Here is a 14,876-nt window from a genome sequence, read left to right on the forward strand (position 1 = left end):
GTAAAGCAAAGATTTTGTTACTTTATTTAGTTATTAAAATGCTTATATAACAGTGTCTTATATTGATTTTATGTATGCATTAGCTCTAAGCCAAGAAGCAACAGGACACCCACTGTGCACGTTATAGTGGATAGCACCGTGGATAAAGCAATGATGTTGGCGGCTAGAGTGGAATTTCCTCCCATTGAGCGAGCCATCACGTAGCTTGCTGCGGCAACGGGGGCAGCATTCATAAAGAACAAAACACCAAGCTCAAGGCCGCGAAATCCAAGCCAATAAGCAGAAGCTGTGATGAGAACAGGGGCTATCACCAACTTATTGCTGCTGGCAAACCAAGTGGGGCCAGACTCCTTTTTTAATGAACCTAAGTTAAGTGAGCCGCCAGTACATAGTAATGCGAGGGGGAGAGTCATTTTAGCGAGGTAATTACCTGCATCCACAGCAATATCAGGAACAGGAATGGAGAATAGGTAAACTACCAGTCCAAGAAGGATAGATATGATTAACGGGTTCTTTGTCAGGGTCGAGATCATCATTTTTCCAACGCTCTCACCAGACTCAGCCCCTTTGGGCGTCAAACAGATCACCGCCAGAATGTTGTAGGTGAGAGTGATGGCGGCAACGTAGATCGCGCCCAATGCGACGCCTTGTTCGCCGAATGCGTTAGCCACATAAGCTATGCCAATGATGCCCGTATTGGCTCTAAAACTACCTTGAACAATAACGCCTTGATCTGGCGATTGGGAAAAAAGACCTTTGACGGCAATGGAGGAGAAGATAAAAAACAACACACTTGAGACAACTCCAAAAGCAATAAAGCTACTGGCTGCATAAAAGTCGTGTTCAGAAACCACGATGCTTAAAAACAACATCGTTGGGAGAGTCACTTTGAAGACCAACTTTGAGCCGACATCAATAAAGTTTTCGTTAATCAAACCAATGCGCTTAAACACGATTCCCAATATAAGCATCAAACAAATAGGCCCGGTTATTGAGAGAGAAAATTGCAATTGGTTAAGAATATCCATCAGTTCCATCTAGTCTAAGCACAACCTAGGTTACACCATACCAGACTGTAAGTGTTTGGTGGATAACAATCACACTCTTACAACCTCAACCTAGCTCAAACCTTCAAAAAACCAATTCATTGCCGATATAGTAAAGTGAAAGTAGAATAACGAGTGGTTATTTACATCATTTATTGCGTAGAAAGGGTATACTTAGGGATTATACCTAGCTATGAGTAGCACGGAGCAGGATCAGGACCATGAGTAGCTATATACAGAAACGACAGTATTACCGTTTAAGATACCCGAAACGCGCGAGGCCTTTTGTTAGGCTCGGAGATGAGCTGTTTCAGGTTGCGGAGGTTTCTGAAGGTGGCATTAGAATGGTGGTAGCCAACTCTAATACCATGTACAAAGGGCTTGAGATTAAAGGAATGCTTAACCTTAACGACGAAAGTCGCGTGGAAATTGAAGGCGCAGTCTTGCGTTTTGAGCGTGATGAAGTGATTGTTCAATTACGTAAAGGCCCAACTTTTAAAATCATGGTTGATGAACAAAGAAAGATCCGTAGCAAGTATCCTGTTTTCTTTGCTCGGCTAAGAGAAGCCGCTGCCTGATTTCACTAGTAATTTCTAAACGGAGCCTGAGGGCTCCGTTTTTCGTTCAAGCGTCTATATACGTTTTGTTCAAGAGATTATGCATGTTTTGTTGAGTGACTTAATTCCAAAGTAAGCCGCTGTGCCTGATGGAGGTTAACTAACACCCGGTTGATCAGTTGCTGTAAGTGTTCAACGTTGGGTAGCTCGCTGTTTTCACAACTCTCTTTTGCCACTGTAGCAAGAGCAAGCACTTCTTCAAGCTCGAGCTCTGACGCAGATGTCTCGATTTGGCTTAAAGCTTCAATTAGCAATTCTAAGCTTGAACTTGAATAGGCTTCAATAAGTTGGTCTGTTAAAGCATTAAGCTTCGTTTTTAAACCGATTAATAGTTCTAGCTTAGTCACGCGACTCAATGACGGGTCATTAAAAGATGAACTGGCAGACAATTCTTCCTCTGTAAGCGCGAGTTGGCTTGCGGGGTGACGAATTAAAGGTACAACCGTGTTTCCCTCAATTTCTTGATGCGAGCTTGCCATGATTTCGCGAGAAAACTGTTTTAATGCGAGCTCTAGGCTCGGTTTTTGAAGGGGTTTCGTGAGTACGAAATTAGCGCCCGCGTCAATTAGCGAGTCGTGAGCTTCTTTGAAGACATCTGCCGTATACGCGAATATCACGGTATCGAGCTTTAGTGCCTCTCTTATACGCTTGATGGTTTCAACACCACTGAGGTTGGGCATGTGGTTATCAATAACGATGAGATCAAACTGTTCGTTCTCTAAAACCTCAAGGGCTTGCAATCCGTCTTCTGCCCACGTGATCTCTTGTGCGTAGTCTTTTAGGAAACCTTTCGCGACAACGGCGTTGACCCGGTTGTCTTCAACCAAGAGTATTCGTTTTTTATGTAAATGTTCAGTGTTGTTCAGAGAGGCTTCTTCGATATTACTTAAGTCCACGCGGTCTTGTTGGACTTCAAGAGGGAGGAAAATATCGAATTTAGAACCATAGCCAACTCGGCTAGAGACAGAAATCTCCCCCTCCATTAAATCGACTAGCTTCTTCACAATCGAAAGGCCAAGACCTGTGCCGCCGAATTTTCGGGTAGTAGAGAGCTCAGCTTGCTCGAAGGGAATAAAAATACTGTTTAGCTTGTCATCCTCAATACCGATACCTGTGTCCGTAACGGTAAACAGCACACCGACTGAACCCGAATCGTTTATTTGGATATTGACCTCGACTTTGCCTTGTTGCGTGAACTTAATGGCGTTTCCAACCAGGTTGAATAGCAGTTGCCTTGTACGAGCTACATCCCCAACCAGTTTTAGATCGTCGGATGGGTAATGTGGAATAGTCAGTGTGATATTCTTTTTCTGAGCCAGTGGTAGTAAGGTGCTTTCTAAAGGCTGAACAAGCTCTCTCAACGAAAATGGGGTATGTTCGAGTTCAAGCTTACCTTCTTCTACCTTTGAAAAGTCGAGAATGTCATTAAGCAGTGTGACCAAGTGATTACCAGAGTTAATAATTATATCAGCGTGTTCTTTGGTTCTAGATTCGTTGGTGTCTTCACGAATCATCTGTGCAACACCGAGGACACCACTCATCGGCGTTCTTAGTTCGTGACTCATCGTGGCTAAGAAAATAGATTTGGCGTGATTGGCCTTCTCCGTTCTATCGATTGCCTCTTGATAGGCGTGGTTGTTCCGTTTTAACTCTTGTAAGCGGTGTACATAGGTGTAAATCACAAATGCGGAAACAACGATAGCTAGGGTAGCGAGTAACTGGAATATTTTATTTTGAACGTTTATCGCTTGCTGCCTTAGCTGCTTCTCCGAGTGTTCGACAAACTCGGAATTTTTAGGTGAGAGAAGTGAAGCAAAGAGTGCGCGTCTTTGAGAATCTACCTGCTTAAAAGTTGAAACCGTTGATTTCAATTTGGCGGGTATGTAATCCAAACTCGCGTTTTGATGTATCTTCTTGGCTATGATGTCTCGCTCTAAATTAGAGCTCTCGGTACCGAGTTCCACGTGTTCTATCACTGATGTGAGTAAGGCATCTTTAACAATAATTAGTCCAACCACTTTATCTAAAGTTTCTGACAGAGCCAGCAAGGATTGGTGGAACTGGGTCAAGACTTCGTTTGTTTGCTTGTTGTAAAGGCCTAATTTGTGCGTCTTCTGGTAACGAGAAAGCAAACCTTTACTCTCTTTTTCAAGATTGACGATCTCTGCATTTAAAAAATAGGGATCTAACTGAGGAGATAGGGCGTGATTAGTGACTGCGTCGCGAACTTCAATGATCTCATGACCTAAGGAACTAATCGAAGAATAGAACTCCGTAATTTGTTTATGCTCCTGATATAGAAAATATACTAGGGTGCCAATTGACAAAGACAACACTGAAGCGAGTGAAAACAAGATTTTAGTAAGATTCATTTTCAAACTCCTCAAGGATGGCAGGTCTTTCGGCCGATAGGGTGTTTAGAAATGCACTTATGGCGTCAATTTCTTTAGGAGTTAACGAAAGTCCGAGCTGACTGCGCGCCATAATCTCAATAGCGTCTTCAAGGTTGCGTGTTTGCCCATCATGAAAGTAGGGTGGGGTCGCCGCAACGTTCCTTAGGCTTGCCACCCTAAAGATGTACATGTCTTCCGGTTTATTGGTATGCATATGACGGCCAGTATCATCGGAACGTTCTTGCCCGTTGTACTCTTGACCATACAAGCCAAATTTCATCACCATACCACCACCGATATTGGTGCCACGATGGCAGCGAATACAGCCATACTGCTGGAAAAGTTTCCATCCTTCTATTTGCTGAGTCGTTAGGGCGTTTCTATCGCCAGAAAGGTATTTGTCAAAAGGGGAGTCTGGCGTGACAAGGGCGTTCATAAACTCAACGAGCATAGATTTAATCGTCGCTTCATTGATTTCGACTTGTTGCTCACCAAAAAGTTGGGAATATTGAGGAGAGTCTGTAACGTATTCGGTGATATCTTTCCAATTAGAGTTCATCTCGACGTTGCTGTGTATCGGGCCATCAATTTGATCATTCAAAGTGTTGGCTCTTCCATCCCAAAAAAAACGGTAATTCAGTGCGGCATTAAAGACGGTGAGAGAGTTTCTTTCTCCGAGTCCTTCGACACCAGTAGAGACAGCAGTTGGTTCTGCGCCATTGCTGCTCAAGTCGTGACAAGATTCACAGCTAATTTGCCCATTGGATGAGAGCTGAGGATCTTTGAATAGGAGCCAACCTATTTTTGCTTGAGCTTTATCAATGTCACCGCCCGAAGGGATAGGAGAAACTAGACTAGAGCTTAGCAACATTTCCTTTTGAACATTTGTAGAAAGCGTGTGATGTTGGTGCTCATCATTGTGGCTATGATTGTCGCCGTCACTTTGCAGTATTAGCCAAAATAGCGGAGCGATACCTACCAATGCCATGGCAAGTATTATGGCAACTGACCTTTGATTTTTTGTCATTTTTATTAGTCCGTACTTTCTAAGCCAAAGGTATTTTTTATGGTTATAGCTATAAATATAGTTTCATATTGGCGTTGTGCTATAAATTTCGACAGAAAATAGGAAAGCTGTTTCTCTGTCTTTACTCTTTTTAAGCTTCTATAAAGCTGTTAGTTTCGCAGTGTCTTAATCAAAGAGTAGTTGTCATGTCTGAACTAGAAAAAATGATGTCAGGTCAGCAGTTTGATGGTGCTAATCCAGAAATCGATGCGCTTCGAAATCATGCCGCAACGACCTTAAAGGCGTTTAATCAATCCATCGAATCAGATGAAACAGAGGTATTGCAGAACGCTTTATTTGGGTCAGTAGGTCAGAGTATTGTACGACCACCATTTCATTGTGAATTTGGTAAAACAATCGAAATTGGCGATAACACCTTTATCAACATGAATGTGGTAATGCTAGATGGGGCAAAAATTACTATTGGTGATAACGTACTGATTGGTCCTAGCACACAGTTTTACACTGCGTCACACTCATTAGACTTTAACAAGCGAAGAGAGTGGGAAACGTACTGCAAACCGATTATCGTCGAAGACGACGTTTGGATTGGTGGCAATTGTGTTATCAATCAGGGAGTAACAATAGGAGCACGTTCGGTAATAGCTGCAAATTCAGTGGTGAACAGCGATGTGCCAGCAGATTGTTTATATGGCGGAACGCCAGCAAAACTGATACGGCGTTTAAATCAGGATTAATAACATTCGGCGGGTTTGACTCCTACTTGAACAAGTTCCAATATGCGCGAGATCAAGCGGGAGTCTAATAAGAGAAGGAACTTATGATTAGTCACATAGACCATATCGTTTTGACAGTTTCAGATATTGACGCGTCAGTGGCGTTTTACCAGCGAGTACTGCTAATGAAGGAGCTTACTTTTGCTGGTGGGCGTAAAGCCGTTCAGTTTGGTAACCAGAAAATTAACTTTCAATTACTTGGACAAGAGCCAAGGAATAAGGCAAGAGTTGGCTCTGGAGATCTGTGTTTGATTTCTTCATGGGCGATGGAAGAGATCATTAATCATCTTAAAGCAGAGCAAGTAACTATCGTTGAGGGGCCTGTTGAGAAGTCAGGCGCGACTGGCGCGATTGAGTCTGTTTACTTTCTCGACCCTGACTCAAACCTGATTGAGGTCAGTATCTACCTTTAAATGGATAGATTAACAGTTGCTTAGCTCACTTTAAGTGAGCTAAGCATATTACTAATATTCCAATGTTTCGAGCTCTCTAACGAAAGGACCGCCCCTTAAGTGGCAGCTGAATTTGCCTCACAGCGTTCTTCACTCTCGGTTTATGCACAGTCGTATGTTTGATCTTTTTAAACAGTCGAGTATCAAATGCTCCTTCTTGCTTTAAGTCTTCACATAGACTGTCTATAAGTTGTTTATCGACATCCCACATCGTAAACAAGTGAACATAGTGTCGAACTTGATCAATCTCCTTACCGTCCTCGTAGGACGTCACTGTGGTGCTTTCTTTTGCCAAAGAATAGCGGAAGATAATTTCTTCGTTCGGCTGGCAAAATATGAGTGACAACGAAAGTGGAGTACGTTGCAACCATAGCCCTTCAGGAAGAGGTGATCCTTTTTCGGCCCAATAGTCAGCAACCAGAGCAAGCTGCTCCTGAGCGTATTGGGCGACTTCTTGAGCTTTCATTGTCAACCTAATTTGCTCTTTGTAGCTATTGCGGGCGAAGTATTCCCATAACACTAATGGCGATAGCCCATTTCGCGAGCCTGCAAACGTCGTGTCTGGTGAACCAATATATTCTGGGTTATCCGGAGGAGAGACCATATACTGCTGCTTGGTCATATAGACACCCGTTGGCCACGGCGCTCCGGGAAATTTATGCCCACTGGTTACAATTGAATGCACCATAGGGTTAGTAAAGTCGAAATTAGGACCAGTATAGTCACCATGCTCTTTAAAGAAGGATTGGTACTCATCACAATCTTTCGCCATTTTTATGAAGGGGACGTAACTTCCTCCAAGCGCTCCGTCAATATGAAGCCAATAGCCAGTCCGAGTCTCATATCCATGAGTTGGGTCGTCTGGATCGATAGGTACTTCTCGTTTCCATAGTCCATTTCTTTCAAGGATTGGTTTTAGCCTGGCGGTAATTGTCGAAACATCATCGTATGCGCCTTTAAATGTTGTTCCGCAATTAAGGACTAGAAGTATTGGGTATCCTCTTTCAGCAAAGAAAGTGACGTATTGGATTAGTTTATCTACGTCTATTGCTCCAGAGCCTGCAGGCAGCGCAGCGGTTGGTCCTTCTGATTCTACTTCAGCGGGCCAAGGCTTACCCGGACTGACTGGGTTCTCATCAGGATAAAGCCGATTACCAAGTTCGCCAAAGGTCTCTATTTTCTCTACGGCCATAGCTTTGACGATGGAGTAGTGAGTGTCTTCAGAGAAAAACGCCACCGGAGTGTATGCATTAGGAGTGTGGATTGGTGGAGAAGGGTGGTGCGCATACACTTGGCAATTTGAAATTGTCTCACCATCGTCAGTTTCAGCGCGTATTTCCTCTTCTAGCAGCATCACTCCGCTGAGATAATCTCGCGCATTTAACATGCCGTATAAATTGCCTTCTGTACTCCCCATAGTGAGTACATAGCCCCAATAGCTTTCGCCTACTCCTTTTTGGAAGTTGCCATCTTCATCTATGTAAGGGCCTTGCGATGGCCACTGAGCGTTCCAAAGTGAAGCGTAATAATCGAGAACAGAGCGCTCGACGCACTTAGAGTTGATCGTATAGTTGCCATTGACGAATGGGTCTCCAACATTGTTTAAGCTGACGTTAAGAAAAGGCGCTAAGCGGTTTTTATAGCTAATATTCTCTTCCGTCTGATAGCCTAAAAACCTCTCTTTCTGTGAATCGACATAGGCTTGTATCTGTTCATAGACATTGTTTTGCTCACCGCAGTTTTGTCCTGTCGGTGGTAATTCGACGTCAAAGCCATTAATTGCCTGTTCGGTATAGTGAAAGTCATAGTTTCGTTCGGCGTATACCTCAATGGGATCAGCAGAAGGTGCGGTTATTTTACCTACAGCGAACTCTGGAACTTGCTCAATCCAAGGTGTTCGCTTCGGTCCATAGTTTATATTGTTATCGTTACTCATAATTTTGCTCCAAGATTTAAGTACTTAGTATCAGGAACAAGCAGCGAGAGTGTTTTTCGCTACCTAGCCAACACGAAAACTCGTGTATAGGTGAATATAGACACTGAGTAGTGACTCTATATTTATAGATTCAAAAGTATCTATGAGATCTCATATATTCAGTTAATAAATGAGTTTGTGGTAAATAAGAATGATTATTTATACATTTCTTTAGTTAAATATTGAAAATTCACTATTCTGCAACTAGATGTTCTATTGATAACCAAGTTGCATACTGTGCAGGAAAGTTATCGTTGGCTGGGTGATGGGTTGATTGCGCGCATACAATAACAATATGGCGCCGCTACATAACAACTAAAACAACCGAATGTCATTCATAATTCCATGTTAGCTCGCTTAGCAAGTGAGGTTTATGATGAACTTAGGCTTTAAATCAAGGATTTACATTGGCGTTGGCACTTTGGTTGCTGTGTCATTGATCGTATTGGGTACGCTGAACATCTTAGCGATGAGAGACAAGATGATTGGCGGACTTGTTTCTAAAACATCAGACAAACTGAGTTTTCACGTATCAGAGCTAGAGCAGATGATGCAATTCAAAACAAATGCCATTGCTCAAGGTGCCAAGAGTTTCAATTCCCAGCTCAGTGATACAGAAAACCAACATCTAGTTACTTTACTGGCAGAGAGCAGTTCCATTTCAAATGTCATAATGACTTACGATGATGGACGCACTTATATGTCATTAGATGGGACCAAGTTTGATTTTCGCACCCGAGACTGGTACCGAGCCGCAAAGAATGCCTCTGGCGTTTCACTAACTGATATATACCAAGATCAAGTCACTGAGCAAAAAGTGGTTAGCGTAACCATGCCAGTGGTTGAGAATGGTCAGTTTATTGGAGTACTTCTGGGGGACGTCCAGTTGGGTGATGTTGTAACGGCAGTAAGTAACATGCGGTTTGCTGGTGGAGCGGCAACGCTCACCGATAGGAATGCAGTCTTTTTTGCCAGTGATGATCCTAATGATATTGGGCGAACGCCATCTCAAATTAGTCCTAACTTTCAGGAAATGGAGCAGATGTTCTTTGCCGAGCAGTCAGGGCATTTAACCTTTCCATATTTAGGTATTCAATTTGACGGCTACTTTGAGCGAGTGAATCTAGCTTCAGGCATGTACTGGACGTTAATGGTGTTTGTGGATCAGGAGTCTGCCCTGACCGATGTTTATAGTGCTATGTACGAATCTTTCGCCACTGGCGGACTATTACTCCTTATCAGCTGTGGCGCTATTTTCCTGATTCTCCGTTATGCATATCGTCCGTTACTGAAACTCAAATCCGCTGTTCTCGATCTTTCCCATGGTAATGGTGATTTGACTCAAAGGTTGGATGTTAATGGTGACGATGACTTGGCGCAAATCAGTGCAGGCTTCAATAAGTTTGTAGAAAACCTGCAACAAATGATGCTTCATATTTCTCATGCGAGTGAAAACATCTCAGTAAGTGTCGAACAACTTGGTTCTACAGCGAGAAGCAACGAGTCCAAGCTTATCTCTCATTCAAAAGAGACTGAACAGGTCGTTACCGCGATTACAGAAATGAGTGAGAGTGCGCGAAATGTGGCAGAGAACGTTAATCAGTCAAATCGTATTACTGATGAAGCTAGTAAAGAAGCCATATCGTCTTTGAAAATAGTAAATAATGCAGTTGATACGGTAAGTGCACTCGTTTCAGAGGTTGATGAGATGTCCAACAGCATCATGCGCATGAATCAAGATGCAAATAAAATCAGCAATGTGCTCAATGTTATTGGGGAAATTTCAGAGCAAACAAACTTGCTTGCTTTAAATGCCGCAATTGAGGCCGCTAGAGCAGGGGAGCAAGGACGAGGATTTGCCGTGGTTGCGGATGAGGTTAGGGCACTTGCAGCAAGAACTCAGAACAGCACGATGGAAATCTCAGATATGCTCAGCCAACTACTAAGTGGGACGGAGAGTGTCGTTACTGCCATGGACGCAACTAAAAACCAATGCCAAGAAACGGCAGATAAAACCTCAGATGTTTCTCAAAGCCTCTCCATGATGAGCGACTCCGTCAAAGAAATTGATGATGTGAGCACTCAGATAGCCGCCGCAACGGAAGAGCAAAGTACCGTGGCCGAAGAGCTAAGCAGAAACATGTTGTCTATAAGAGATATTGTCGAGTCGCTTGTCGATAGCGGACAAGAAACGGTACAGGCAGCAGAAAGACTCAATGATACTAACGACGATCTTAAGCGTCAGGTAGCTAACTTCAAGCTGAGTTAGCCAAAAAAATAAAGCTGGGAGAAGTACTCCCAGCTTTATCCATATTACGCTTAGCTAAGCGTAATGTTCTAACAAAGCTTGAGTAGATATTTACTTAAATTCGAATTTACCTTTCATGATTGCCCAGTGGCCAGGGAAAGAACAGAAGAATGAGTAGTCTCCACCAGCTTTCATTCTTTCTGTACTAAAGGTAATGGTTGTTGACTCGCCACCTCCGATGACCTTTGTGTGTGCATAGACACGCTCGTCGTTTGGCTTAACATAGTCGTTGCTTGCTCCAGCAGACATACCTTCCGTACCTACTGCTTGAAGTGCGGCAGTGTCGGTAATCACGACGTTGTGTCCCATTGATTGAGCCGGCAACTTACCCGTGTGGTTAAGTGTCAACTTAACCTCTTTACATGTTGCCGGAACACTTAGTGTAGTGGCAGAAAACTGCATCATATCGTTAGCATCAACAGATACTTCACATTCGCTAGCTTGTGCACCAAAACTTAAACTCGCAAGGGCTAGGGCTGCAGTAAGGATACGAAAAGACATATTTAGATTCTCCATTATATTATGTTTTGTTTACATCCGACCTTTTCTCAAATACATCTTATTATCATCGATTGTTAATTGAAAAAGTGTGCGTCCCTTTGAATAAATGTCTGCAGATTCAGACTAACTTCAAAGAGTTGCCGTGCCTTGTTGGTATGAGTAGGCCAGATTACGAACGGATTTTACGATTGCCTCTAAACCCTGAGTTCGCCCAGGCGTCAGGTGCGATTTAAGATCAAGTTCTTCGAACCAGGTGTGAATGTCAAAAGAAAGAACATCCTCAGCGCTTTGGTTGTTATAAGCCACCAAGACCAGTGACAGGACACCTTTAACGATAGAAGAATCACTGGTCGCCTTAAGAGCTATTTTTCCGTGTTCATCTAACTTGCTACACACCCAAACTTGGCTTTGACACCCTGCTACTAAATGGTCATCATCTAGCTTTTCAGTAGGGTAATCCTCTAATCGTTCACCAAGCTCTATGAGGTATAAATACCGCTCTTCCCAATCTACGCAGCGGTTAAAGTTTCGGATCACTTTTTCAGGTGTCATCATATTTATTACCTTAACAGTTGGCTGATGCGTTGCAGTGCTTGGCAGAGTTGGTCGATATCATTGGGTTGACTGTACATGCCGATCGATGCGCGACATACAGAAGTTTGCCCAAGTCGTTTGATTAATGGCATTGCGCAATGGTGTCCGGTGCGAATGGCAATGCCATACCTGTCTAAGAAGGTACCAACGTCAAATGAGTGATGCCCATTGAGGTTAAAAGAAAGCAACCCGGTGCGATTGTTCGGGTCGCCGTAGATCTCGATGCCGGGTACTTGTGATAATGAATGTTCCATGTACTGCATCAATTGCGCTTCATAGACAGCAATGTTATCTAAGCCAATACTGTCTACGTATTCAATGGCAGCGCCTAAGCCTAATATACCTGCGATATTGGGCGTTCCTGCCTCAAACTTCCATGGAGCTTGACCATAAGATGTCCCAATGGGCAAGGTGACTTGATCGATCATTGCACCACCGCCTTCCCAAGGAACCATGCTATCAAGGTGTTTTGATTTTGCGTATAAGACACCAGTTCCAGTAGGCCCGTAAAGTTTGTGAGCAGAGAAAGCATAAAAATCACAATCAAGGGCAGTGACATCGACTTGTTGGTGCATAACAGCTTGAGCGCCATCAACCAGTACAGGCACGTTCGTTTTGTGTGCCAGTTTGACCACCTCGTCAATCGGGTTAATCTGGCCTAAGACATTTGATACATGGCTAATCGCGACCAAGCGAGTTTTGCGATTCAAAAGGGATTTTAGCCCAGATAGATCAAGCTGACCTTGGCTGTTCATTGCCCAGACTCGAATTTTAACCCCGAAGATGTCAGAAAGAAGCTGCCATGGCACCAAGTTGGCATGATGCTCCATCTCCGTGACGATGATTTCGTCTTCGGCTTTTACTTTAGGTCTCAGGTAACTGTTGGCCACCAAGTTGATCGCTTCGGTCGTCCCTTTAGTGAAGACGATATTGCTAGCTTCCTTTGCATTCACAAAATCTGCGACTTGCTTGCGTACCAACTCCATATCTTCCGTTGCTTTGGCACTTAAATAGTGGGCTCCACGGTGCACACTGGCATAATCGCGTTGATAGAATTGAGTCATGCGCTTGATAACAGAGTTTGGTGTTTGTGCTGTGGCTGCCGTATCTAAGTAGACGAGCGGTTTTCCATAGACTTCTGTTGTTAGAGCAGGAAAGTCACCTGCCCATGGGCTTTCAAGAGAACGCAAATCAGCCATGACTGATTTCCCCATGTAGTGAGCTGTTTAACTGAGAGATAACGTAATTTCGCAAGCTAGGATGGCGAATTTTTTCTGCCACTTCGCAAACGAACGCGGACATCAACATTTGCTCGGCGTTAAAGCGATTGATGCCTCTCGCTCTCATATAGGCGATTTGGTTAGGATCTAACTGACCAGTCGTTGCACCATGGCTACATTTCACATCGTCAGCATAAATTTCAAGTTGAGGTTTGCAGTTGACTTGTGCTTTGTCGCTGAGCAGTAAACTATGTGTGTCCATTTGACCATCGGTTTTCAATGCATTTGGATCGACGTAAATCATCCCGTCAAATACGGCGTTGGATTGGTCACGACCAATAATCTTGTGCATTTGTTCACTTTGACAGTGAGGGGCGTTGTGCTTGAGATAAGTCCTTGTATCAAAGGTTTGCTTGTCGGTAGGCAGCGAGATGCTGTTCATGGCAATTTCACCATTGTCTCCGCAAAGCTCACTGCTGGTTTGGGTTCTTAGCAATAGACCTGAAAGCAATAGCGAGGTTGAGCTAGCTTTTGCATCTCGCTGAAGGCGAATGTCGTTGTGCCCAAAATGATGCTGTTGCGGTGACTCTTCGATTAGCTTGCTGTGATGAAAACAAGCACCTTCTCCAACGTAGTTGGTTAAACGTGACAGCGTTACTCCACCACCTTGAGCGAGCGATATGTGATGCTCAATAACCTCAAGCTCTGAAAGTGGTCCCATTTCTATGTGATGACGATAACTGCACACTTCACCTTTCTGACCAGAGCTAATATGCAGTAGGTAGATTGGTTTATTGACCTGCGTGTTCGGCTCAACTTCAATCAAGACTCCGCCAGTTGCAGTAGCATCGTTGAGATTAGTGAATGCGTCTGAGCGAACTGACCGTGATAGCTCATACGTTTCCACTGAAGTCAGAACGTTGAGAGGAGTGACGCGAACTTTAGGTATCCAATCAGAGCACCTTGCTGAGAAATGTCCGTCGAAGAAGACGAGTCGGTAGGCGTCTATTCCTAAGCTTAATCCTTCATAAGAGATATTCTCGGCCGATTGAAGCATCGCTAATTGGAGTGGCAAGGCATTAAAATCATTGAGGGAAGTATATTTCCACGCCTCGTCTTTTGAAGTAGGAATTCCTAATTCAACGGCCTTACCAAACTGCTTTTTTTGCCACTCTTGAGGTTGTACTAGATGCGCCAAAGAATCAAAACCGTGTTGGTTACTCTTCACCAGTAATCCACCCATAGCCTTTCTCCTCTAATTGGTGTGCCAATGTATGATCGCCAGATTTAACAATCTTGCCTTTATAAAGCACGTGCACATAGTCGGGCTTAATGTAGTTGAGAATGCGCTGATAGTGAGTCACTAGAATGAAAGCACGTTTGCCATCTTGTAGGGCATTTACACCTGATGAGACTGCCTTTAGAGCGTCAATATCTAGGCCAGAATCAGTTTCATCTAGAATACACAGGTCGGGAGAGAGTACTGCCATTTGCAAAATGTCATTACGCTTTTTCTCTCCTCCAGAGAAGCCTTCATTGACCGAGCGTTGAAGGAGGTCTGTTGGCATTTTCAGCAGTTGCGCTTTTTCCTCGAGCAAATCTTCAAAGTCGAAGCGGTCTAGAGGAGGTTGGTCTCGATACTCACGGATTTCATTTAAGGCAGTATTAAGAAATAGCTTGTTACTTACTCCAGGTATTTCAACTGGGTATTGAAACGCGAGGAACACCCCTTCGCCAGCGCGTTCTTCCGGATCGAGTTCAGTCAGATCCTTGTCTTTAAAAACAATTTCTCCGGAATCGACTTGGTATTCATCTTTACCTGCGAGCGTAGAAGATAGGGTACTTTTACCCGAGCCGTTTGGCCCCATAATGGCATGTACTTCGCCTGGTTTTACCGACAGGCTAATACCTTTTAGAATAGGGTTGTCTTCTACACTGACGTGCAAATCTTTAATTTCTAACATTGG

Annotated in this window: 13 protein-coding genes; 4 read left to right on the forward strand and 9 right to left on the reverse strand. The window is 43.7% G+C overall.

Features of this window, described 5'->3' with window-relative positions; translation table 11 throughout:
* Window positions 1-68: 68 nt before the first annotated feature.
* The gene (locus tag AC5O63_RS10275; protein WP_494504881.1) at window positions 69-1,028 is read right to left on the reverse strand and encodes an AEC family transporter; all 960 of its coding nucleotides are present in this window, start codon (window positions 1,026-1,028) and stop codon (window positions 69-71) included.
* A gap of 239 nt (window positions 1,029-1,267) precedes the next feature.
* Between AC5O63_RS10275 and AC5O63_RS10280 the strand changes: the two genes are divergently transcribed.
* A complete protein-coding gene (locus tag AC5O63_RS10280) occupies window positions 1,268-1,624 on the forward strand; it encodes a PilZ domain-containing protein (protein ID WP_272785161.1) in 357 nt (118 codons plus the stop codon).
* A gap of 77 nt (window positions 1,625-1,701) precedes the next feature.
* On the opposite strand, the gene AC5O63_RS10285 is transcribed toward AC5O63_RS10280, so the two are convergent.
* Window positions 1,702-4,035, reverse strand: coding sequence for an ATP-binding protein (locus AC5O63_RS10285; protein ID WP_494504882.1), 2,334 nt, complete (start codon window positions 4,033-4,035; stop codon window positions 1,702-1,704).
* Window positions 4,022-5,083, reverse strand: coding sequence for a cytochrome-c peroxidase (locus tag AC5O63_RS10290; RefSeq protein WP_494504883.1), 1,062 nt, complete (start codon window positions 5,081-5,083; stop codon window positions 4,022-4,024). The genes AC5O63_RS10285 and AC5O63_RS10290 overlap by 14 nt, the downstream gene beginning before the upstream one ends.
* Window positions 5,084-5,268: 185 nt before the next feature.
* Here AC5O63_RS10290 and AC5O63_RS10295 point away from each other — a divergent pair, with 185 nt between their 5' ends.
* Together AC5O63_RS10295 and AC5O63_RS10300 are read left to right on the forward strand one after the other, a co-directional pair.
* The gene (locus AC5O63_RS10295; RefSeq protein WP_494504884.1) at window positions 5,269-5,820 is read left to right on the forward strand and encodes a sugar O-acetyltransferase; all 552 of its coding nucleotides are present in this window, start codon (window positions 5,269-5,271) and stop codon (window positions 5,818-5,820) included.
* Window positions 5,821-5,903: 83 nt separating this feature from the next.
* A complete protein-coding gene (locus tag AC5O63_RS10300) occupies window positions 5,904-6,272 on the forward strand; it encodes a VOC family protein (RefSeq protein ID WP_494504885.1) in 369 nt (122 codons plus the stop codon).
* Between the two features lie 76 nt (window positions 6,273-6,348).
* On the opposite strand, the gene AC5O63_RS10305 is transcribed toward AC5O63_RS10300, so the two are convergent.
* Complete coding sequence (locus AC5O63_RS10305; protein ID WP_494504886.1) at window positions 6,349-8,247, reverse strand: PLP-dependent aminotransferase family protein; 1,899 nt, start codon at window positions 8,245-8,247, stop codon at window positions 6,349-6,351.
* A gap of 415 nt (window positions 8,248-8,662) precedes the next feature.
* On the opposite strand from AC5O63_RS10305, the gene AC5O63_RS10310 reads away from it, so the two are divergent.
* Complete coding sequence (locus AC5O63_RS10310; RefSeq protein ID WP_494505010.1) at window positions 8,663-10,555, forward strand: methyl-accepting chemotaxis protein; 1,893 nt, start codon at window positions 8,663-8,665, stop codon at window positions 10,553-10,555.
* A 90-nt stretch (window positions 10,556-10,645) separates the two neighbouring features.
* Here AC5O63_RS10310 and azu read toward each other — a convergent pair whose 3' ends face one another.
* From azu to sufC, 5 genes are all read right to left on the reverse strand, one after another.
* Window positions 10,646-11,095, reverse strand: a complete 450-nt coding sequence (azu, locus tag AC5O63_RS10315; RefSeq protein ID WP_239825655.1) for an azurin — start codon at window positions 11,093-11,095, stop codon at window positions 10,646-10,648.
* Between the two features lie 129 nt (window positions 11,096-11,224).
* Window positions 11,225-11,650, reverse strand: a complete 426-nt coding sequence (sufE, locus tag AC5O63_RS10320; protein WP_069666504.1) for a cysteine desulfuration protein SufE — start codon at window positions 11,648-11,650, stop codon at window positions 11,225-11,227.
* Between the two features lie 5 nt (window positions 11,651-11,655).
* Complete coding sequence (locus tag AC5O63_RS10325; protein ID WP_494504887.1) at window positions 11,656-12,888, reverse strand: aminotransferase class V-fold PLP-dependent enzyme; 1,233 nt, start codon at window positions 12,886-12,888, stop codon at window positions 11,656-11,658.
* The gene (sufD, locus tag AC5O63_RS10330) at window positions 12,881-14,152 is read right to left on the reverse strand and encodes a Fe-S cluster assembly protein SufD (protein WP_494504888.1); all 1,272 of its coding nucleotides are present in this window, start codon (window positions 14,150-14,152) and stop codon (window positions 12,881-12,883) included. The genes AC5O63_RS10325 and sufD overlap by 8 nt, the downstream gene beginning before the upstream one ends.
* A complete protein-coding gene (gene sufC, locus AC5O63_RS10335) occupies window positions 14,127-14,873 on the reverse strand; it encodes a Fe-S cluster assembly ATPase SufC (RefSeq protein ID WP_494504889.1) in 747 nt (248 codons plus the stop codon). The genes sufD and sufC overlap by 26 nt, the downstream gene beginning before the upstream one ends.
* Window positions 14,874-14,876: the final 3 nt, after the last annotated feature.

This window comes from Vibrio sp. SCP2 (assembly GCF_059295395.1).

Excerpts from the sequence above, each read along its gene's own strand:
- AC5O63_RS10275 (WP_494504881.1), bottom strand. The coding sequence starts at position 1,028 with ATGGATATTCTTAACCAATTGCAATTTTCTCTCTCAATAACCGGGCCT.
- AC5O63_RS10280 (WP_272785161.1), top strand. The coding sequence starts at position 1,268 with ATGAGTAGCTATATACAGAAACGACAGTATTACCGTTTAAGATACCCG.
- AC5O63_RS10285 (WP_494504882.1), bottom strand. The coding sequence starts at position 4,035 with ATGAATCTTACTAAAATCTTGTTTTCACTCGCTTCAGTGTTGTCTTTG.
- AC5O63_RS10290 (WP_494504883.1), bottom strand. The coding sequence starts at position 5,083 with ATGACAAAAAATCAAAGGTCAGTTGCCATAATACTTGCCATGGCATTG.
- AC5O63_RS10295 (WP_494504884.1), top strand. The coding sequence starts at position 5,269 with ATGTCTGAACTAGAAAAAATGATGTCAGGTCAGCAGTTTGATGGTGCT.
- AC5O63_RS10300 (WP_494504885.1), top strand. The coding sequence starts at position 5,904 with ATGATTAGTCACATAGACCATATCGTTTTGACAGTTTCAGATATTGAC.
- AC5O63_RS10305 (WP_494504886.1), bottom strand. The coding sequence starts at position 8,247 with ATGAGTAACGATAACAATATAAACTATGGACCGAAGCGAACACCTTGG.
- AC5O63_RS10310 (WP_494505010.1), top strand. The coding sequence starts at position 8,663 with ATGAACTTAGGCTTTAAATCAAGGATTTACATTGGCGTTGGCACTTTG.
- azu (WP_239825655.1), bottom strand. The coding sequence starts at position 11,095 with ATGTCTTTTCGTATCCTTACTGCAGCCCTAGCCCTTGCGAGTTTAAGT.
- sufE (WP_069666504.1), bottom strand. The coding sequence starts at position 11,650 with ATGATGACACCTGAAAAAGTGATCCGAAACTTTAACCGCTGCGTAGAT.
- AC5O63_RS10325 (WP_494504887.1), bottom strand. The coding sequence starts at position 12,888 with ATGGCTGATTTGCGTTCTCTTGAAAGCCCATGGGCAGGTGACTTTCCT.
- sufD (WP_494504888.1), bottom strand. The coding sequence starts at position 14,152 with ATGGGTGGATTACTGGTGAAGAGTAACCAACACGGTTTTGATTCTTTG.
- sufC (WP_494504889.1), bottom strand. The coding sequence starts at position 14,873 with ATGTTAGAAATTAAAGATTTGCACGTCAGTGTAGAAGACAACCCTATT.